We start from the raw sequence: 20429 nt of genomic DNA, 5'->3' as shown, positions 1-20429 counted from the left end.
GGCGCGCGATGTACCGGCTCACCACATCCACGCGCGCGGGACGGATCACCGGGGCGGCGGCCGTCGTGCTGGCGCTCGCGCTGGTCGCGCTGCCCGCGGTCGCCCCGCGCGCCTTGATCCAGGACCTCTTCACGATCCTGACGCTGCTGACCCTGGCGCAGCTGTGGAACCTCCTCGCCGGCTACGGCGGCCTCGTCTCGGTGGGCCAGCAGGCCTTCGTCGGCATCGGCGCCTACGCGCTCTTCGCCGGCGTGATCCTCCTCGGCTGGAACCCGGTGGCGGCGATCCTGCTCGGCGGTCTCGCCGCGCTGGTGCTCGCTGTGCCGACCGCCTTCTTCGCCTTCCGCCTGCAGGGCGCCTATTTCGCCATCGGCACCTGGGTGATCGCGGAGGTGACGCGCCTCCTCGTCGCCCAGTGGAAGACGCTCGGCGGCGGCACCGGCACCTCGCTGCCGCGCGAGGCGACGTCGGCGATCCTCGGCACCGACCTCGTGCGCGCCCTCTTCGGCGTGCGCGAGGCGGCCGCGCGCGACATCGTCGCCTACTGGCTGGCGCTCGCCCTCGCGGTCGCGGTGATCGCCGGGATCTACTGGCTGCTGCGCAACCGTCTCGGTCTCGCGCTCGCCGCCGTGCGCGACAACCCGGAGGCCGCCGGCGCGGTCGGCGTCGACGTCCGCCGCCTGAAGTGGGCGGTTTTCCTGATCGCCTCGGCCGCGACCGGGCTCGTCGGCGCGCTGGTCTTCATGCAGACGGCCCGGATCTCGCCCAACGCCGCCTTCGCGGTCACCGACTGGACCGCCTACGTCATCTTCATCGTGGTGATCGGCGGCATCGGCACCGTGGAGGGGCCGATCCTCGGGGTGATCGTCTTCTACGTCCTGCGCTCGGCGCTGGCCGACTACGGCACCTGGTACCTGATGACGCTCGGCGTCGTCGCCATCGCCGTCATGCTGTTCGCACCGAAGGGGCTGTGGGGGTCGATCTCGGCCCGCGGCAACCTTCACCTGTTCCCGATCCGCCGCAGGCTGGTCGGGCCGAAGATCGAGGGAGGCATCTGATGGGGGACATCCAGACCGACGTGCTGATCATCGGCACCGGACCGGCGGGCTCGGCGACGGCCGCGCTGTTGTCGAGCTACGGCGTCGCCAACATGGTGGTGAACCGCTACCGCTGGCTCGCCAACACGCCGCGCGCGCACATCACCAACCAGCGCGCCATGGAAGTGCTGCGCGACCTCGGGCCCGAGGTCGAGGCCGAGGCGATGATGCACGCCTCGCCGCAGGAGATCATGGGCGAGAACGTCTTCTGCGAGAGCCTCGCCGGCGAGGAGATCGGCCGCATGAAAAGCTGGGGCACGCACCCGCTCTCCAAGGCCGAGCACCTGATGTCCTCCCCCTGCTTCATGAACGACCTGCCGCAGACCTTCATGGAGCCGATCCTGTTCAAGACCGCCTGCGCCCGCGGCACGCAGGCGCGGATGAGCACGGAGTACCTCTCCCACGTCCAGGACGACGACGGCGTCACCACAACCTGTCGCGACCGGCTGTCGGGGAAGGAATTCACGGTCCGCTCCAAGTATCTCGTCGGCGCCGACGGCGGCAACTCGCTGGTCGCCGAGCATCTCGGACTCCCGTACGAGGGCCGCATGGGCGTCGGCGGCTCGATGAACATCCTGTTCCGGGCCGACCTCTCCAAATACGTCGCCCACCGTCCGAGCGTGCTCTACTGGGTGATGCAGCCCGGCGCCGACGTCGGCGGCATCGGCATGGGCCTCGTGCGCATGGTCCGGCCGTGGAACGAGTGGCTGATCGTCTGGGGCTATGACATCAACCAGCCGCCGCCGGACGTGACGCCCGAATTCGCCACCGGCGTCGCCCGCCAGTTGATCGGCGACCCCGACCTCGAGATCGAGTTGCTCGGCGCCAACACCTGGACCGTCAACAACTGCTTCGCGACCAATCTGCAGAAGGGCCGCGTCTTCGTGATGGGCGACGCCGCGCACCGGCATCCGCCCTCCAACGGCCTCGGCTCCAACACGTCGATCCAGGACGGCTTCAACCTCGCCTGGAAGCTCGCCATGGTGGTCAAGGGCGAAGCCGGTCCGGGCCTGCTCGACAGCTACACCGCCGAGCGCGCGCCGATCGCGCGCCAGATCGTGACCCGCGCCAACCAGTCGATCGGCGAGTTCGGGCCGATCTTCGAGGCGCTCGGCATGGACGGCGGGGTCGACCACGACAAGATCCGGCGCAACATGGACGCCCGCGCCGACGCGACGCCGGCGGCGGAGGCCCAGCGCGAGGCGCTGCGGCAGGCGATCGCCTTCAAGAAATACGAGTTCGACGCCCACGGCGTCGAGATGAACCAGCGCTACCGTTCGTCGGCCGCCGTCACCGACGGCGAGCCGGAGCCGGCCTTCCCGGCCGATCGGGAACTGCACTACGCGCCGACCACGTGGCCGGGCGCGCGGCTGCCGCACGTCTGGGTGTTCGACCGGGCGGGTCGCAAGGTCTCGACGCTCGACCTCTGCGGCCGCGGCGCGTTCACGCTGCTCACCGGCGTCGGCGGCGAAGCCTGGGTGGCGGCGGCGGAAGCGGTCGGCGCGGAACTGGGGCTCACCATCCGCACCCACGTGATCGGCCCGCGCCGCCCGCTCGAGGACCATCTCGGCGACTGGGCCCGCGCAAGCGAGGTCCGCGACGGCGGTTGCGTGCTGGTGCGCCCCGACCACCACGTGGCGTGGCGCTCGAAGGCGCTCGCGGCCGCGCCGGCGGCGGAGCTCCGCCGCGTCCTCGTCTCCATCCTCGCGCGCTGAGGGACCACCGATGACCGCGACCCACGAATACGGCTACTTCACCGAGGAGAACTCCGCCGAGGTCGTCACCGCCCGCAACGCGAAGGCCGGGGACGCCCGATTGCGGCAGGTGATGGACGTGATCACCCGCAAGCTGCACGAGGCGGTCAAGGAGATCGAGCCGACCGAAGAGGAGTGGTTCGAGGCGATCCTGTTCCTCACCCGGACCGGCCAGATCTGCAACGAGTGGCGGCAGGAGTACATCCTGCTGTCCGACGTGCTCGGCGTGTCGATGCTGGTCGACGCCATCAACAACCGCAAGCCGTCGGGCGCCTCGGAATCGACCGTGCTCGGCCCGTTCCACGTCGCCGACGCGCCGGAACTGCCGATGGGCGCCGACATCTGCCTCGATGCGAAGGGCGAGCCGATGTTCGTGCACGGCCGCATCCTCGACACCGAGGGCAATCCGGTCGCGGGCGCCAAGATCGACGTCTGGCAGGCCAACGACGAGGGCTTCTACGACGTCCAGCAGAAGGGCATCCAGCCCGACTTCAACCTGCGCGGCGTGTTCCGCACCGGCGCCGACGGCCGCTACTGGTTCCGCGGCGTGAAGCCCAAATACTACCCGATCCCGGACGACGGCCCGGTCGGCAAGCTGCTCGGCGCCCTCGGCCGCCATCCCTACCGGCCGGCGCACCTGCACTACATCGTCGAGGCCGAGGGCTTCGACAAGCTGACGACGCACATCTTCGACCCGGACGATCCCTACATCGATTCCGACGCGGTGTTCGGCGTGAAGAAGAGCCTGCTCGCCGAGTTCAAGCCGGTGTCGGATTCCGAGGCGGCCGCCCGCGCCGGCGTTTCGGCCCCCTTCTACGACGTGGAGTTCGACTTCGTGCTGTCGCGCGGCAAGGCGCGCTGACGGCGGGCCGGTCCCGCGCGGGGAGGCGCGGGGGCGGCGGGACCAGCGGAACGGCGAAGGAGGAAAGCCATGGCCGCATTGCAGACGATGTTCGACGTCCGCGGCCTCTCGGTGATCGTCACCGGGGGCGCCAGCGGGATCGGCAAGGCCTACGCCGAAGTGATGGCGGAGCACGGGGCGCGGGTCGCGATCCTCGACCTCGACCCGGTCGGCCTCGAGAAGACCGTGGCGGCGATCCGCGCCGCCGGCGGCGACGTCTCGGGCGAGGTGGTGGACGTCGGCGACCGGCCGGGCATGGCCGCCGCCTTCGACCGCGTCGCCGAGCGCTACGGCAAGATCGACGTGGTGTTCGCCAACGCCGGCATCGACCCCGGCCCCGGCTTCAACACGCCGGACGGCACGCGCAACCCGGACGGCGCCATCGAGAACATCCCCGACGAGCAGTGGGATCGCGGCATCGAGATCAACCTGACCTCGGTCTACACGACGGTTAAGCTCGCGGTGAAGCACATGAAGCCGCGCGGCTTCGGGCGGATCGTCGTGACGTCCTCGATCGCCGCGCTGATCAACGAGGCGATCGTCGGCACGTCCTACATGCCGGCCAAGGCCGCGGTGAACCACTTCGTCCGCCACATGGCGATGGAGCTCGGCGCCTTCGGCATCCACGTCAACGCCATCCTGCCGGGGCCGTTCATCACCAACATCGCGGGCGGGCGCCTGCGCAACAAGGCCGACCGTGAGGCCTTCGAGCGGCAGTCGCTGATCGGGCGCATCGGCGACCCCGAGGAGATCAAGGGCCTCGCGCTCTACCTCGCCTCGCCGGCCGCGTCCTACGTCACCGGCTCGCTGATCGTGATCGACGGAGGCGCCCTGCTGCGGATCACCTGAGACTTGCACGAGGGAGAGGGTGCCGTCCGCGGAGGAGAACGGACGCGCCCGGGCAAACCAGAGGAGGAGACGACCATGACCTACTACAACAGGCTGGTGCGGGCGAAGCTGCCGAGCCGCCGTTCGGTGCTGAAGGGGATCGGCGCCGGTGTCGCCGTGTCGGCGATCGGCATGCCGACTTATCTGCGCGCGCAGACCGCCGGCACCATCAAGATCGGCTACCTGACGCCCGCCACCGGCCCGCTCGCCCTGTTCGGCGAGACCGACGCCTACACCGTCGCCAAAATCCGCGACGTGCTCGGCGGCAAGCTCACCGCCAACAACGGCAACGTCTACGACCTCGAGATCATCGAGCGCGACAGCCAGTCGAACCCGAACAAGGCGGCGGAGATCACCGGCAACCTCATCCTCAACGAGGAGGTCCACCTGATGGCGCCGGCCTCGACCACCGACACCATCCTGCCGGCGGCCGAGCAGTCCGAGCTCTACGAGACGCCCTGCATCTCCTCCGGCGCGCCCTGGCAGGCGGTGGTGTTCCCGCGCGGCGGCGGCAAGCAGACCTTCGACTGGACCTACCACTTCTTCTGGGGCCTCGACGAGGCGCTGAACACCTTCGTCGGACTGTGGAAGGGTCTCGAGACCAACAAGAAGGTCGGGATGCTGTTCCCCCAGAACATCGACGGCGAGACCTGGGGCAACGACGAATACGGCCTGCCGGTGCCGACCCGCGCCGCCGGCTACGAGGTCGTCGTACCCGGCTACTTCCAGCCGCGCACCAACGACTTCTCGGCCCAGATCGCCGAGTTCAAGAGCAAGGGCTGCGAGATCGTCGGCGGCATCACCTATCCCGACGACCTCAAGACCTTCGTCACCCAGTGCAACCAGCAGGGCTTCAAGCCCAAGGCGGTCACCGTCGCCGCCGCGCTGCTGTTCCCGGGCGGCGTCGAGGCGATGGGCCCGCTCGGCGCCGGCATGTCGTCGGAGGTGTGGTGGACGCCGGCCTTCCCGTTCAAGTCCTCGCTCACCGGTCAGGTCAGCCGCGACCTCGCCGACCAGTGGGAGAAGGACCAGAACCGGCAGTGGACCCAGCCGCTCGGCTATTCCCACGCCCTCCTGGAAGTCGCCATCGACATCCTGAAGCGCTCGTCCGACCCGCTCGACCGCGCCGCCAACCGCGACGCCATGGCCGCCACCGATCTCCAGACCGTGGTCGGCAAGATCAAGTTCGACGGCGCCGCCCACAAGAACATCTGCAAGACCCCGATCTTCGGCGGCCAGTGGGTCAAGGGCGAGAAGTGGCCCTACGACCTGAAGATCGTCGACAACACGGTCAACCAGCTGTTCGAACCCGAGCAGAAGATCGCGCCGATCTCCTGGTGATGGCCGAACCCCTGGGAGGTCCGCCATGAACGATGCCATCCTCCTCGCCGGCCGCGGCGTGTCGAAGTCCTTCGGCTCGCTGCGCGTCCTGCACGAGGTCGACTTCGACGTGCGCCGCGGCGAGGTGCTGGGCGTGCTCGGCCCCAACGGGGCCGGCAAGACGACGCTGTTCAACATGATCAGCGGCGACCTGCGCACGTCGGGCGGCGAGATCCGCCTCGACGGCGTCGCGCTCGGCACCGAACCGCCGTTCCGGCGCTGCCGGATGGGCATCGGGCGGACCTACCAGATCCCACGCCCCTACGCGGGCATGACCACCTTCGAGAACCTGCTGGTCGCCGCCACCTTCGGCGGCGGCCGCTCGGAGGCGGCGAGCTACGCCTTCTGCGCCGACGTCCTGCGCGAGTGCGAGCTCTCGGCCAAGGCCAACGTATCGGCCGGCGCGCTGACGCTGCTCGACCGCAAGCGGCTCGAACTCGCCCGCGCGCTCGCCTCCGACCCCAAGCTGCTGCTCCTCGACGAGATCGCCGGGGGGCTCACCGACGAGGAGTCCGGGGCGCTGGTGGCGCTCGTCCGGCGCATCCGCGACCGCGGCGTCACCATCGTCTGGATCGAGCACGTGCTGCACGCCCTGCTCGCGGTCGCCGACCGGCTGATGGTGCTGAACTTCGGCGAGAAGATCGCCGAGGGCCTGCCGGCCGACGTGATCGCCCTGCCCGAGGTCAAGCGCGTCTACATGGGAATCGAGGCATGACGGCGGTCCTTTCCACCCACGGCCTCGTCGCCCGCTACGGCGACTTCCAGGCACTCTACGGCGTCGATACAGAGCTCCACGCCGGGGAGTCCGTCGCCCTGATCGGGGCCAACGGCGCCGGCAAGTCGACGTTCCTGCGCGCGATCATGGGGCTGCTGCCGGTCGGCCGCGACATGGTCCGCCTCGACGGCGCGCCGGTCGGCGGCACCCGGCCCAACGAGATGGTCGGCAAGGGTGTCGCCATCGTGCCGGAGGGGCGGCGGCTCTTCACCGGTATGTCGGTGGAGGACAACCTGCGCGTTGCCATCGACCGGGCCGGCCGCGCCGGCGCCCGCGGCGGCTGGACGCTCGCCCGCCTGCACCGGCTGTTCCCGATCCTCGCGGAGAAGACGAAGGTGCCGGTGCAGAGCCTCTCCGGCGGCCAGCAGCAGATGGTGGCGATCGGCCGGGCGCTGCTCTGCCAGCCCCGCGTCCTGCTCTGCGACGAGATCAGCCTCGGCCTCGCGCCCAAGGTGATCCGCGAGATCTACGCCGCGCTGCCGGAGATCCGCGCCGAGGGCACCGCGATGATCGTGGTCGAGCAGGACGTCGGCCTCGCCCAATCCGCGTCCGACCGCCTCTACTGCATGCTGGAGGGGCGCGTGACGCTCACCGGCCGATCCGCCGAGATCACCCGCGAGGCGATCGGCGAAGCCTACTTCGGAGTGCGCCATGCAATGGCTTGACGCCCTCGTCCAGGGCATCCTTCTCGGCGGCATGTACGCCCAATATGCGCTCGGCATGGCGCTGATGTTCGGCGTGATGCGCATCGTCAACATCAGCCACGGCGACCTCGTCATCCTGTTGTCGCTGATCGGCATCTCGCTCGCCGGCGCTTACGGTCTCGGCCCGCTGCCGGTGCTGGTGGCGCTGGTGCCGCTGGCGGTGGCGATGGGTTGGGTGCTGCAGAAGCTCGTGCTCAATCGCGTGGTCGGCAACGACCCGCTGCCCTCGCTGATCGCCACCTTCGGCCTCTCGATCGCGCTGCAGAACCTGATGCTGCAGATCTGGTCGGCCAACAGCCGGTCGCTGCCGGGCGAAGGGCTCGAGAGCCGGTCGATCGAGATCGGCGGCATCTACATCGGCCTGCTGCCGGTGATCGTGCTGGCGGTGGCGACCGGCCTCACCTTCGGGCTCGATCGCCTCCTGAAGCGCACCCGCTTCGGCCGGGCGCTGCGCGCCGCCTCCGCCGACGTCGAGGCCGCCGCCATGACCGGCATCGACCCGAAGGCGGTCTACGCGCTCGCCACCGCAACCGCGGTCGGCATCCTCGGCTTCGCCGCGGTGTTCCAGGCGCTGCGCTCGACCGTGGCGCCGGCCGACGGCCCGGCCCAGCTGATCTACGCCTTCGAGGCGGTGATCATCGGCGGCATGGGCTCGGTCTGGGGTGCCTTCGCCGGTTCGATGGTGCTCGGCATCTCCCAGGCGATCGGCTTCCGCATCGACCCCGGCTTCGGTGTCCTCGCCGGCCACGTCGTCTTCCTCCTCGTGCTGGCGACCCGCCCGCAGGGTCTGTTCGGAAGGGCCTGAGCCATGACCGCCGTCCCCTTCGCCGACACCGCCGCGCCCGAGGTCATGGTCCGCCGCCAGACCCCCTCCGGCCGGATCGCCACGGCGGTCGCCGTCGCGGCGCTGGTCGCGCTCGTCGCGATGCCGTGGTGGGCCTCGACCGGCACCATCCGCATGGTGCTGGAGCTCTGCTGCTACGTCGCGGTGGCGCAGATGTGGAACCTGCTCGCCGGCTACGCCGGCCTCGTCTCGGTCGGCCAGCAGGCCTTCATGGGCGCCGCCGGCTACGCGCTGTTCGTGCTCGCCCAGACCTTCGGCATGAACCCGTTCCTGGCGATCTTCGTCGGCCTCTTGGTACCCGCGATCCTGGCGGTGCCGACCTATCTGCTGCTGCACCGGCTCGACGGACCCTATTTCTCGATCGGCACCTGGGTGGTCGCCGAGGTGTTCCGCCTCGTCTCGACCAACCTGCCGCTGGTGAATTCCGGGGCCGGCATGTCGCTGCGCGTGATGAAGGACTACTCGGCCTTCGAGCGCAACGTCGCCATGGCGCTGCTCTGCGCCGTCATGCTGCTGGTCACCGTCGGTGGCAGCTACTGGCTGTTGCGCTCGCGCTACGGCCTCGCCCTCGTCGCCATGCGCGACAACATGGTGGCCGCGGCGAGCCAGGGCGTCGACGTCGGCCGACTGCGCTTCCTGGTCTACGTCGCCGCCGCGGTCGGCTGCGGCCTCGTCGGCGCGGTCTACTTCATGGCGCAGCTGCGGATCACCCCGGGCTCGGCCTTCGACCCGATGTGGGCCAACGTCGCGATCTTCATCGTGATGATCGGCGGCATCGGCTCGATCGAGGGCGTGCTGATCGGCGCCCTGATCTTCTTCGTCGCCGACCGCTGGTTCGGCGAATACGGCGCCGCCTATTTCGTCGTCCTCGGCCTGATGACCCTCGCCGTCGCGCTGTTCGCGCCGAAGGGCATCTGGGGCCTGATCTCCCGCCGCTTCGACGCGCCGTGGTTCCCGATCGGCCGCCGCCTCGTCATCCCAGAACGCCGAAACGGAGACCAAGTCCCATGAGAGCGGCCATCTTCGACACCGTCGGGCGCCCCTTGCGGATCGGCGACGTGCCGGAACCGCGCCCCGGCGCGGACGAGGTGGTGCTGCGCGTTTCGGCCTGCGGCATCTGCGGCAGCGACCTGCACATCACCGAGGATCCCGCACCCTTCGGCATCGGCGCGGGCTTCGTGCTCGGCCACGAGTTCGCCGGCGAGATCGTCGAGACCGGCACGGACGTCGGCGACCTCGCCGTCGGCGATCGCGTCGCCGTGGTGCCGATGCGCGGCTGCGGCCGCTGCGCGGCGTGCCGGCGTGGCGATCCCGGCCGCTGCCCCGAGATGACGCTGATCGGCGGCGGCTATGCGGAACACGTCGCCGTCGCCGCCCGCCAGTGCGTGCGCCTGCCGGACGGCGTCGACACCGCCGACGGCGCGCTCGCCGAGCCGCTCGCCGTGGCGCTCCACTGCATCGTCCGCTCCGGTATGAAGCCCGGCGACCGCGTCGCGATCCTCGGCGCCGGGCCGATCGGCCTGCTGGTCGCCTTCTGGGCGCGCCGGATGGGCGCGGCGGCGGTCGTCGTCGCCGACCTCCACGATCACCAGTGCGACCGCGCGCTGGCGCTCGGCGCCACCGCCTTCGCGATCTCCGACGGACGGCTCGCCGAACGGCTCGCGGACGCCTGCGGCGGCGCCCCGGACATCGTGTTCGAGTGCGTCGGCAAGCGCGGCCTGATCGCGGCGGCGGTCGGCGCGGTGCGGCTGCAGGGCACCGTGGTCGGCGTCGGCCTCTGCATCGGCGGCGACGAGTGGGATCCCTTCGTCGCGCTGTCGAAGGAGGTGAACCTGCTGTTCTCCGTGTTCTTCCACCAGGGCAACGAATTCGCCGTGGCGCTCGACGCGCTCGCCGCCACGCCGTTCCGGCCGCAGGCGCTCGTCACCGACACCATCGGCCTCGGCCAGGTGCCGCAGGTCTTCGAGGGCCTCAGGCGCCGCACCACCCAGTGCAAGGTTCTGATCCGACCCGATCTCGATCGAGGAGACGCGACGACATGACTGCATCCTTCGAAACGCTCGAATACGACGTCGGCGGCGTCCGCACCGTCGTCAAGGCGATCGGCCGGGGCCGGCCGGTGCTCTACCTGCACGGCGCGGCGACGATAGAGGGCTTCGACTTCGCCGAAGGCCTCGCCGACCGCTTCCGCGTGCTCTGCCCGAGCCATCCCGGCTTCGGCTTCTCCGGCCCCGCCCCGCACGTCGCCGGCATGGCCGACATGGTGCTGCACTACCTGAACCTCGTCGACATCCTCGCTTTGCCCGAGAAGCCCCACCTGATGGGCTTCTCCATGGGCGGCTGGATGGCGAGCGAACTCGCCGGCCTCGCCGGCGAACGCTTCGGCAAGGTGGTGCTGGTGGCCCCGGCCGGCCTGAACGATCCGGCGCATCCGGCCGCGGCCCTCGGTTCGATCCAGCCGCAGGATTTCCCCGGCTATCTCACCCACGACGTCTCCGTCGCGCTGCGCTACTTCCCCGACGGTACCGACCCGGCCTTCGCCGAGGCTTTCGGCGCCGACCGCGCCCGCGAGGGAGAGACGCTCGGCCGCGTGCTCGCGCCCTTCGGCATGGGGCACCCGAACCTCCGGCGCTTCCTCGCCCGCATCGCCAATCCTGCGCTCGTCGTCTGGGGCACCGAGGACCGGCTGCTGCCGGCCTCCCAGGCGCCGCTCTGGGTCGAGGCCCTGCCAAACGCCCGGCTGCTCCGCGTGGAGGACGCGGGTCACCTGGTCCTGCAGGAGAAGCCGGACGTGCTCCGGCCGATCGGCGACTTCCTCGCCGACTGACACCGAACCGGCCGAACGGCCGAACCCGCGGGAGGTCCCGACGAGGCGGGACCCTCCGGAACTGGAAAGACACCCGATAGGAGGAGGAGAGCCATGAACAAGCCGCTCAGGCACGGATACTGGGGGTCCGGCGTCGACCATCGCGATCTCCTGGCGAAGATCGCCGAGATCGGGCCGACGCTCGAGGCCAACGCCCCCGCCGACGAGGACCGCGGCGAACTCACGCCCGACAGCTTCGCCGCGCTGAAGCAGCTCAGGATGTCGCACGCCCTCGCCACCGAGGCGCTCGGCGGCATGCAGCTGCCGCCGACCCAGGTGCTGGAACTCCTCGAGGCGATCACCTGGTGGTCGGGCTCGGCCGGCTGGGTCTCGATGGTGCACTGCTGCATCGGCGCGATGTCGGCCGCCTTCCTGCCGGACAGCGCGGTCGAGCGGCTGTTCGCGCCGGGCACCGACAACCGCTTCTCCGGCCAGGGCGCCCCGCTCGGCATGCTGAAGAAGGTCGACGGCGGCTACCGCCTGACCGGCCGGTGGAGCTACGGCAGCGGCTTCAGCCACGCCACCTATTCCCACAGCGCCGCCTTCGTCGACGACGGCACCGGCAAGCCGGCCAAGGACGACGCCGGCAACGTCGTCGTCATGTGCGCCCACGCGCCGATCGAGGAACACGTCCAGCTCGGCAACTGGGACGTGCTCGGCCTCGGCGGCACCGGCAGCATCGACTATGCCGCCGACGACGTCTTCGTGCCCGACGATCTCGTCTTTCCGATCCTGACCGCCCCGCCGCAGCGGCTGAAGGAGCTGTTCAGTCTCGGCGTCGTCGGTCTCGCCGCGATCGGCCACACCGGCTGGGCGCTCGGCCAGGGCCGGCGCATGCTCGACGAGATCGCCAAGTTCGCCCGCTCCAAGTCGGGCCGCGCCGGCATGCTCGGCGAGAGCGAGAAGTTCTGGCACGACTACGGCCGCGCCGAGGCCCGCTACCGCGCCGCCCGCGCCTTCGTGTTCGAGGTCTGGCGCGACATCGAGGCGACAGTGGAGACCGGCACGGCCGTCACCACCCGTCAGATCAGCCTCGTTCACCTCGCCAAGTCGGAGATCCACGAGGCCGGCGTCGAGGTCTGCAACTTCGCCTACCGCGCCGGCGGCGGAGCGTCGCTGCGCGCCGGCGTGATCCAGCGCACCTTCCGCGAGATGATGGTGGCGGCCAACCACTTCACCATCGCCCCGTCGGTCGTCACCCAAGCCGGCCGCAACATCGGCGGCTCGTGGACCGACCGCGTCTGGCAGTTCTACGACCTCGTCGAGAAGAAGTGAGTCCGTGCCCCGCGGCGCGTCGGCCTCCACGTCGCCGCGCCGCGGGTAGAGCCTGCGCCGCGCCCCCGATCGGGCGGTCGCGCCGCCCGATCGCTCCCCCTCCGATTCGCTTCCCCTGCCGCGCCGCCAACCCGGAGAGTACCCGCGGATGACCGTTCCGAACCCCATGACCGACGCCTTCCGCGAGGCCTTCCGCCGCCACCCCGCGGGCGTCGCGGTGATCACGGCCGATCCCGGCGAACGCCCGGTGGCAATGACCGTCTCGTCGCTGATCTCGGTCGCCGCGGCACCGCCGGTGGTCGCCTTCTCGCTCTCCACCCGCTCCGGCTCGTCGGAGCCGCTGCTGCGGGCCGAGACGATGGTGATCCACCTGCTGCGCTTTTCCGACATCGACCTCGCGCAGCTCTGCGCCACCCCCGGCGCGGAGCGCTTCGGCACCGCCGCGCCCTGGGAGCGCCTGCCGACCGGCGAGCCGCGCTACACCGCCGTCGCCACCTGGTTCCGTGCCCGCCGCCTCGGCACGCTGCCGATCGACGGCGCGACGCTGGTCGCGGCCGAACTCCTCGACGGCGAGGTCCGCCCCGGCGACGACCCGCCCGAGGCCCATTCGCTCGTCTACCTCGACCGCCGCTGGCACCGCCTCCACAAGGAACTCGAAGGCGCGATCTCGCTGTTCGACCACTCGCATTTCGTTTGACGCCCGCCCGCTTGGAATGCGCGCGCCGGTAGAATAGGCTGCCCTTCGGGATCGTCGATCGCACCTGGGGGCTCGGGCATGGCGGACGCGGGGAGCGGGTGGCGCCGGCGGCGCCGATCCTTCGGCGCGGACGCGCCCAGACGCCGGTCGCGGCGGAAGGGCCCGTGGGTGCACGGGGTGGCGTCGCGCCCGCCTGCGGAGATCGGCGTCGCCTTCTACCGGGCGACGCTGTTCTGGCCGCTGGCCCTCGACCTTCCACCCGGCACCGACGCGACGTTCTGGAACTCGCACCGGACAGCGCGCGCTCTCGACATCGGCGCCGAGATCGAAGGCGAGATGGCCAAGTTGCTGGCCGGCGGCAAGTGGGAGCACGTCCCCGACACGCTCGACCACGTACCGCCGCCCTGCCCGACCGACCCGGAGGCCGTGCGGGCGCACGAGAAGGCGTCCTACGAGGAGTACACCTTCTTCCACGACACGGTGCAGCACTTCCTGTTCAACAAGCAGGGCTTCACGCTGCGTGCGACGCGGCGCGGCGAGGGCGAGCCCGTGTTGGAGGCGGTCTACGCCGAGGGACGCGAGGCGACGGGGCGGGTCGAGCCGTTCTATCTGTTGCGCCGCACCGATATCGCGACGGCGACCTTCGAACTCGCCGACGAGTACGATGTGACGTCCACGGACGAGACCGGCCACGTGCGCAAGAAGACGGTCGAGAAGATCCGCGTCTTCGCGGCGAAGGTCGACCGGCTGAACCTCTACGTCTTCCGCTCCGGCCTCGCGATCCTGGCGCTCGAGCTGTCCGGCGACGGCAAGGAGCCGTTGACGGAGCGCGACGAGGCAGGGTTCGCCGCGGCGCGCGCCCTCACGCTCGCGGACGCGATGGATCTCGGCGATCGCCTGCGCCGTGCCCACGCGCCCTACATCGACATCCGGGAGAACCATCCCGATCGCGTGCCGTTGGCCATAGCGCCGCGGGAGGTGACCTACGTCGACGGCAACGGCGAGACGCTGCTGCGCTGGCGACCCGACACCGACCTCCGCGACCCCGACGGCAGCCGAGCACCGACAGGCGCGCGGGTGCCGCTGCGTCGCAAGCTGCGCGAGATGCCCGACGGCGAGCGCAAGGTACCGCCGTTCCGGCACTGGTCGTTCCTGCTCGGCGACGAGTCTTTCCGGCGCGGCGATGGCGGACGGCTGGCCTGGAAGATCGCGCCGGCGCGCGCACAGGGACTGACGTGGCGGCATTTCAGCGACGACAGGTTGCCGCTGCTCGCCACCATCGAGCTGGCCGATCCCGCGGACCATCATCTCGAACGCGGATTGAGACCGCCCTGTATAAAGGAGCCCCCTTGGCCATAATGCTCGTCCGGGTTCCGCTCGAACGCGGCTTGAGACTCTTCGCGGGTCAGGATCAGTGGGCATTCTAATGCTCGTCCGGGTTCCGCTCGAACGCGGATTGAGACGCTTCGAGGACCATCTCGCCCACTTCGGTGATATGCTCGTCCGGGTTCCGCTCGAACGCGGATTGAGACTTGTTGCCGGCCGCCAGGATGTAGGTGGCCATATACTCGTCCGGGTTCCGCTCGAACGCGGATTGAGACGTCGAGGCTCTGCGCCGCGATGCCACTCTGGGGATGCTCGTCCGGGTTCCGCTCGAACGCGGATTGAGACTATCCGAACCTCTCCATGAGACTCTTGACCAGAATGCTCGTCCGGGTTCCGCTTGAACGCAGATTGAGACACGGGCATTCGTCAGATCGAAATGCATGATGTATGCTCGTCCGTGTTCCGCTCGAACGCGGATTGAGACGGCACCGGCGGCACATAGCCGGGCAGGGCCTCATGCTCGTCCGTGTGCTGCTCGAACGCGGATTGAGACGCCACGCCTTGGCGATACCGGGGAAGTCGACATGCTCGTCCGTATTCCGATCGAACGCGGATTGAGACCCCGTGGCGAGCGGAGCAGCCGTCTGCGCCACATTCCATGCTCGACCCAACTCCACGCGAACCTGAGAGACCGACCCTCGCCCCTTCGGCTCGTCGGCACTTCGCAAGACCTTTGCCGATGGAGTGCTTTCGAGGGATTCCGACGGCCGCGCCCCGGTCGGCTCGATCGGGCTCGGCTCTCCCGAGTTCCGCCGTAGGCGGAGAATCGGGCCGGCAGGCGCCGCGGCCGCCCCGTGCCGCGCACGGCCGCCGGAACGGGGCCGTCGGGTGGACGGCCTGCCCGCGTCGCGTCCGCGCCCGGCCGCCGCGGCGACATCACGGGCTCGGGACCGGCGTGACCGCGGACCACGGCTAGGCGGCGCACACAACTCCTGCTAACATCACGGACAATCGACACGCGAGCATATCGACCCATGGCTCAGCCGGCCCGACGCGCTCGGGCCGGGCGGGGGGGGGGGGTCGGACCTGGAACCGGACACGCCATCGATGGACGCGGACGACGTCGGCTCCGCTTTCGCGGCCCTGACCTCGGACGGCGCGGACGCGGCCGGACCGGCCCGGATGCCCTATCCCTGGCAGATCCGGCTCTACGAGCGGTTCCTCGCGGGCCGCCTCCCCGATCGCCTGGACATACCGACCGGTCTCGGCAAGTCGTCGGTGATGGCGCTCTGGCTCATCGCCCGCGCCCGCGGCGCGCCGGTGCCGCGCCGGCTCGTCTACGTGGTCGACCGGCGCGCGATCGTCGATCAGGCGACCGAGCTGGCGACGCGCATCGCCCTGGCGCTCGGGTCCGAATCGACGATCGCCGCCGGCTTGCGCGCCGGCCTCGGGCTCGGCCCCGGCGCGACCCTCGCCGTCTCGACCCTGCGCGGCCGCTTCGCCGACAACAGGCTCTGGCTGGAGGATCCCACCCGGCCCGCGATCGTCGTCGGCACGGTCGACATGATCGGCTCGCGGCTGCTGTTCCAGGGCTACGGCGTCGGACAGCGGGCGCGGTCGGTGCACGCGGGGCTGATCGCGCAGGACACGCTCGTCGTGCTCGACGAGGCCCATCTCTCCCCGGCCTTCGCCCGCCTGCTCGCCGCGGCGGCGGATCTCGGACCGGTCGCCGGCGCCACCCTGCCGCCTCGGCTGACGGTGATGGCGCTGTCCGCGACCGCCGCGACGACGGGAGGGGCTCCCTTCGCGCTCGACGCGACCGACCGGGCCGACGACCGTGTCCGCCGGCGCCTCGCCGCTCCGAAGCCGATCACGCTTCTCGCGGACGACGGTCTCGGCGCACTCGACGCGGAACTGGCCTCGCGCGCGTGGGACGCGGCGGACGAAGGACGCGCCGCCGTCCGCGTCGTCGTCTACTGCGATCGTCGCGACGCCGCCCGCAAGGTGCACGCGGCGCTCGAGAAACGGATCGCCGCGCTGAAGAAGGCGGGCGGGGCGGCGGATCTCGTGCTGATGACCGGCGAGCGGCGCGTGAAGGAACGCGAGGCGTTGGCGGACCATCCGGCGATGCGCCGGTTCCGCGACGGCATCCGGACGGACGGCGCCGCCGGCCCGGCCTTCCTGGTCGCGACCTCGGCCGGCGAGGTCGGTGTCGACCTCGATGCCGACGCCATGGTCTCCGACCTCGTCGCCCACGAGCGGATGATCCAGCGCCTCGGCCGGGTCAACCGGCGTGGCGAGGCGGCGTCGGCGCCGGTCGTCGTGGTCGCGCCGCCGGGCGAGGCGAAGAGCCCGGACGACGTGGAGACGAGGCGCCGCCGCCTCGCCGCCCTCCTGGCGCTGCCCGCGCTGCCCGACGGCACGCTCGACGGCAGCATCGAGGGCGTCCGACTGCTCGCCGAGCGCGCCGAGGCCGATCCGGCCGTCGCGGCGGTCATCGCGGCGGCGACCACGCCGGACCCGCTCGCGCCGCCGTTGACCACGGCGCTCCTGGAGGCGTGGTCGCTCACCGGCTTGAAACGGCACACCGGCCGGCCGGACGCGATCGATCCCTGGCTGCGCGGCTGGGTCGACGACGAACCGCAGATGCGCGTCGCCTGGAGGCGCCATCTGCCGTGGCCGGCGGAGAGCGCGGACGCCGACGCGGCGCTGCTCGATCGGGCGACGGACTTCTTCGAGGCCGCCCCGATCCATCCGTCCGAGACGCTCGAGGCGCCGGTCCTTCGGGTGGTGCAGACCCTCCAGAAGCGCCTCGTCGGCGGTTTCCAACGGCCGCGGACGGCCGGGGACGCCGACGCCGCACCGACGGGGCGAGGGCTCCGTCCCGGGGTCCTGTTCGTGCTCGCCGACGACGGCGAGGCGGTCGACGGCCGGCGGGCCGACGAACTCGCCCGGGCTCTCGCCACCCCGCGCGAGCTCGAGAAGTTGAAGCGGGCGTGGGTCGGCCGGACGCTCGTCCTCGACGCGGCGCTCGGCGGTCTCGACGGCGCCGGCCTGCTGACGGAAGCCGCCCCCGACGCTCCGGTCCCGACGATCGACGGCGACCTGCCGCGGGACGACGACGCATCCGGCTGGACGGCGGCCGAGCGCGCCGACGTCGGCTTCACGGTGGCGGTGCGCCCGGCCGCGGCCGAGACAGCGCGCGCGACGGCTTTCCGCCTCCTGCTCGGCGACGAGGACGCGACGGACCGCGAGGCGCTCGTCGTCGAATTGCGTCCGGCGGATCTCGCCGCGCGAGCCGACGCCGCCTTGGCGAGCCGGGCCCAGAGCCTCGTCGACCACACCGCCATGATCGTCGAGGAGGCCGAACGCCTGTCGAGCGTGCTCGACCTCGACGAGCCCCATCGACGGATGCTCGCCGCCGCCGCGCGCCTGCACGACCGCGGCAAGGACGTCGACGCGTGGCAGGACGCCATGGGCGCGCCGAAGGCCGGCCGGCCCTTCGCCAAGACGGTGAACCCGCGCTTCCTCGGCGACCTCGGCGGCTATCGCCACGAATTCGGCTCGCTGGTGGAAGCCCTCGACGACGACGAACTCGCGGCCCTGCAGGACGATCTGCGCGATCTAGCCCTGCACCTCGTCGCCGCGCACCACGGCCACGCCCGGCCGACGATCCGCGCCGTGCTGCCGTCGCCGCGCCGGGCCGGCCCCGGAAAGCCGGCGCGCCGGTCGCTGCCGCCGTCGATGCTGCAGCCGGTCGCGATGGAGGCGGCGCTCCGCTTCGCCCGGCTGCAACGGCGCTGGGGCCCCTGGGGTCTCGCGTGGTGGGAGGCGGTGTTTCGGGCCGCCGACTGGGCCGCTTCGCGCCGCAACGAACGGCGCGGCACCGACGGGGAGACGGCGTGATGGCGCGGGCCTCGATCCCGGTCGACCTCGGCAACCCCGGCCAGGTGTTCGCCTGCCTCGGCCTCATGGAGGCGGCCGAGATCCTGCTCGGCGGCGCGGAGGGCGGCTTCGACTGGTCCGGCGCCGACACGCGGTTCCACCTGTCGGCCGCGGGCGAGCGGAACCCGGTGGCGGCGGTGCTGGAGTTCCTGGCGGAGGCGCGGGCGGAGGCCGATGCGCCGTCCGGCTCCGATCTGGCCGCGAAGGAGGCCGGGGTTCCGACGTCCGAGATGCCGCAGGGCCTCTTCCCCTGCCCGCTGCCGAACACGCCGAGTGCGCTGCCCTGCCGTCTTCTCTCGCCGGACGGCACGCGGGCCGTTCCGATCACCCATTGGGTCGACCGGTCCGTCGTCGGGCTCGACAGCGTCAAGTTCTGGGCCGGCATGGCGGGCTATTCCGGGACGGCCCTCGTCCGCGACATGCTCGACCAGATCCGCCCCCTCGACGGCAACCGGCTCGCCGCGGCCGTCGCCGATCCGTTCGGCACGAAGGACCCGCTGCCGGTGTCCGCGCCGCAGACGAGCAACCTCCGGCTCGACTATCGCGGCGGCAACATCCCGTTCGATGCCGGCTTCGCCCCCAACGCCCACTCGGGCTACGTCATGACCGGCTTCCCGCTGGTCGAAGTGCTGGCCGCGATCGGACTCGAGAACGCGCGCCCGGAGCGGCCGGACCCGCGCGACAAGCTGGTCTACCGATATGCGGCCTGGGGCCGCTCGGTGCCGCCGTCGCTCGCCCGTCCACTGCTCGGGGCGGCCGATCTCGGTATCCCGACACGCATTTTCCGCATGTGTCTCGACTGGCCGGGCCAGGAGAACCAGGCGCGCGCCATCACGTCCGTCCGCGAGGAACCCGTCCGATGACCGAAACGCTCACCGATACGCTGATCGCATCCATGACCGAGGATCCGCGCGGCCCCGTCGCGCTGGTGCTGCGCCGCAGGCTCCTGCCGGTGGAGGGCGAGAGCGGCGTGATCTTCCCGCCGACCTACGCCGACATCGGCTACTCGATCGACGAGCTCGCGGACGGAACCAAGGTCGCGACCATCGACAGCGTCGGCGCCCAGGCGAACCGGATGGAGCCGCTGTTCAAGAAGGCGCGGCCCGGCCGGCCGGAGAATCCGCTGTCGGCTCTCGTCCCGCATGTCGAAATCGTCGTCGGCAACGACAAGGTGGTTGACCTGCTCGACGTCGGCCACCGCCTCGGCGACGCGCTGGTGCGCTGCACCGAGCTCGCCGACGAAGCGCGGGCGGCCTTCGCGGCGCTGCTGCGCGACGGCGACGCGACCGCGATCGCCAAGCTGGCGCCGACGTCGCTGCTGTTCGGCGCCTGGGACAGCCGCGAAACCCAGGCGAAGCTGCCGCGCATCGTGCAAGCGGTGATCCGCGCCTGGGACGTCGACATCCTGCACCGCGCAGCGCAGTACAATCCGCCGATAGACTACGTCGCCGAAGGGGCGCTGGCGGAGACGTCCGACAAGGCCCAGAACGACACTCGCTCGGCCCAGGGCTTCCGGCACGCCCCGGCGGTCTGGCGCGACGATGCCCGCAAGGAACAGGTCCTCGGCGGCGTCCACGTCCGCGGCGAAATCCGCCGCGACGTCACGATCAACCTCGTCGCCCTCCGCCAAATCGGCGGCGACAGGGGGCCGGACCTGCGGGCGTACGTGCTCGGCCTCGCCCTCGTCGCCGCCGCCGACCCGGGCGAGTCCTTCCTGCGCCAGGGCTGCCTGCTGACGCCCGATCCCGCCGTGCCGCCGGTGTGGGACCTGGTCGGGCGCGACGGCACGCGGCGGCCGATCCGGCTCAACCCCGACGAGGCGTTCCGCATCGCCGCGGCGGCCGCCGCCGCATACGGCGTCGTCCCGGGAACCCGCACGGTCACTTTCGACAAGGCCCGGGCGCAGGGTGCCCTCGACGCCAAGAAGGACGCCAAGGCCGCCAAGAAGGCGAAGGCGGCCGGATGACCCCTGTACCG

General features: G+C 71.2%; 17 protein-coding genes and 1 CRISPR repeat array. All 17 genes read left to right on the top strand.

All coding sequences use genetic code 11. The features are described from left to right. The first annotated feature begins 8 nt into the window (after positions 1-8). The 17 genes from EDD54_RS11370 (at position 9) to cas7g (ending at position 20418) form a co-directional block, all read left to right on the top strand. On the top strand, positions 9-1058 hold the full coding sequence (locus tag EDD54_RS11370; RefSeq protein ID WP_126541280.1) for a branched-chain amino acid ABC transporter permease: 1050 nt from the start codon (positions 9-11) through the stop codon (positions 1056-1058). Then, on the top strand, positions 1058-2812 hold the full coding sequence (locus EDD54_RS11365) for an FAD-dependent oxidoreductase (protein ID WP_126541279.1): 1755 nt from the start codon (positions 1058-1060) through the stop codon (positions 2810-2812). Before EDD54_RS11370 ends, EDD54_RS11365 begins: the two co-directional genes overlap by 1 nt. Before the next feature lie 10 nt (positions 2813-2822). Next, positions 2823-3713, top strand: a complete 891-nt coding sequence (locus EDD54_RS11360; protein WP_126541278.1) for an intradiol ring-cleavage dioxygenase — start codon at positions 2823-2825, stop codon at positions 3711-3713. A 69-nt stretch (positions 3714-3782) separates the two neighbouring features. Continuing rightward, positions 3783-4601, top strand: coding sequence for an SDR family NAD(P)-dependent oxidoreductase (locus EDD54_RS11355; protein ID WP_126541277.1), 819 nt, complete (start codon positions 3783-3785; stop codon positions 4599-4601). Between the two features lie 75 nt (positions 4602-4676). Continuing rightward, the gene (locus tag EDD54_RS11350; protein WP_126541276.1) at positions 4677-5981 is read left to right on the top strand and encodes an ABC transporter substrate-binding protein; all 1305 of its coding nucleotides are present in this window, start codon (positions 4677-4679) and stop codon (positions 5979-5981) included. Positions 5982-6006: 25 nt separating this feature from the next. Next, entirely contained in the window at positions 6007-6735 is a 729-nt protein-coding gene (locus EDD54_RS11345; protein WP_126541275.1) for an ABC transporter ATP-binding protein, read from the top strand. Further along, positions 6732-7460 (top strand): ABC transporter ATP-binding protein, encoded by a 729-nt coding sequence (locus EDD54_RS11340; RefSeq protein WP_126541274.1) that lies wholly within the window; start codon positions 6732-6734, stop codon positions 7458-7460. The genes EDD54_RS11345 and EDD54_RS11340 overlap by 4 nt, the downstream gene beginning before the upstream one ends. Then, a complete protein-coding gene (locus tag EDD54_RS11335) occupies positions 7447-8304 on the top strand; it encodes a branched-chain amino acid ABC transporter permease (protein ID WP_126541273.1) in 858 nt (285 codons plus the stop codon). Before EDD54_RS11340 ends, EDD54_RS11335 begins: the two co-directional genes overlap by 14 nt. A gap of 3 nt (positions 8305-8307) precedes the next feature. Next, positions 8308-9354 carry a branched-chain amino acid ABC transporter permease gene (locus EDD54_RS11330; protein WP_126541272.1) on the top strand — a complete coding sequence of 349 codons (1047 nt, stop codon included), beginning with the start codon at positions 8308-8310 and terminating at the stop codon, positions 9352-9354. Beyond that, entirely contained in the window at positions 9351-10385 is a 1035-nt protein-coding gene (locus tag EDD54_RS11325) for a zinc-dependent alcohol dehydrogenase (RefSeq protein ID WP_126541271.1), read from the top strand. Before EDD54_RS11330 ends, EDD54_RS11325 begins: the two co-directional genes overlap by 4 nt. Further along, positions 10382-11170, top strand: a complete 789-nt coding sequence (locus EDD54_RS11320) for an alpha/beta fold hydrolase (RefSeq protein WP_126541270.1) — start codon at positions 10382-10384, stop codon at positions 11168-11170. Before EDD54_RS11325 ends, EDD54_RS11320 begins: the two co-directional genes overlap by 4 nt. A gap of 93 nt (positions 11171-11263) precedes the next feature. Next, positions 11264-12484 carry an acyl-CoA dehydrogenase family protein gene (locus EDD54_RS11315; RefSeq protein ID WP_126541269.1) on the top strand — a complete coding sequence of 407 codons (1221 nt, stop codon included), beginning with the start codon at positions 11264-11266 and terminating at the stop codon, positions 12482-12484. A 148-nt stretch (positions 12485-12632) separates the two neighbouring features. Next, entirely contained in the window at positions 12633-13181 is a 549-nt protein-coding gene (locus EDD54_RS11310; RefSeq protein ID WP_126541268.1) for a flavin reductase family protein, read from the top strand. Positions 13182-13358: 177 nt separating this feature from the next. After that, entirely contained in the window at positions 13359-14540 is a 1182-nt protein-coding gene (locus EDD54_RS11305) for a hypothetical protein (protein ID WP_133673998.1), read from the top strand. Between the two features lie 2 nt (positions 14541-14542). Further along, a CRISPR array of direct repeats spans positions 14543-15128; the repeat unit is 34 nt; unit sequence CTCGTCCGGGTTCCGCTCGAACGCGGATTGAGAC. A 486-nt stretch (positions 15129-15614) separates the two neighbouring features. Then, a complete protein-coding gene (gene cas3g / locus EDD54_RS11300; protein WP_133673996.1) occupies positions 15615-18413 on the top strand; it encodes a type I-G CRISPR-associated helicase/endonuclease Cas3g in 2799 nt (932 codons plus the stop codon). After that, on the top strand, positions 18413-19315 hold the full coding sequence (gene cas8g2, locus EDD54_RS11295; protein ID WP_207620267.1) for a type I-G CRISPR-associated protein Cas8g2: 903 nt from the start codon (positions 18413-18415) through the stop codon (positions 19313-19315). The genes cas3g and cas8g2 overlap by 1 nt, the downstream gene beginning before the upstream one ends. Continuing rightward, positions 19312-20418 carry a type I-G CRISPR-associated RAMP protein Csb1/Cas7g gene (gene cas7g, locus EDD54_RS11290; protein WP_126541265.1) on the top strand — a complete coding sequence of 369 codons (1107 nt, stop codon included), beginning with the start codon at positions 19312-19314 and terminating at the stop codon, positions 20416-20418. Before cas8g2 ends, cas7g begins: the two co-directional genes overlap by 4 nt. Positions 20419-20429 lie beyond the last annotated feature (11 nt).

Origin of the sequence: Oharaeibacter diazotrophicus (assembly GCF_004362745.1) — a bacterium.
In the GTDB taxonomy this organism is placed as follows: Bacteria; Pseudomonadota; Alphaproteobacteria; order Rhizobiales; family Pleomorphomonadaceae; genus Oharaeibacter; species Oharaeibacter diazotrophicus.
Note: the sequence above shows the minus strand (reverse complement) of the source record. Positions and strands in the feature narration are given on the sequence as shown.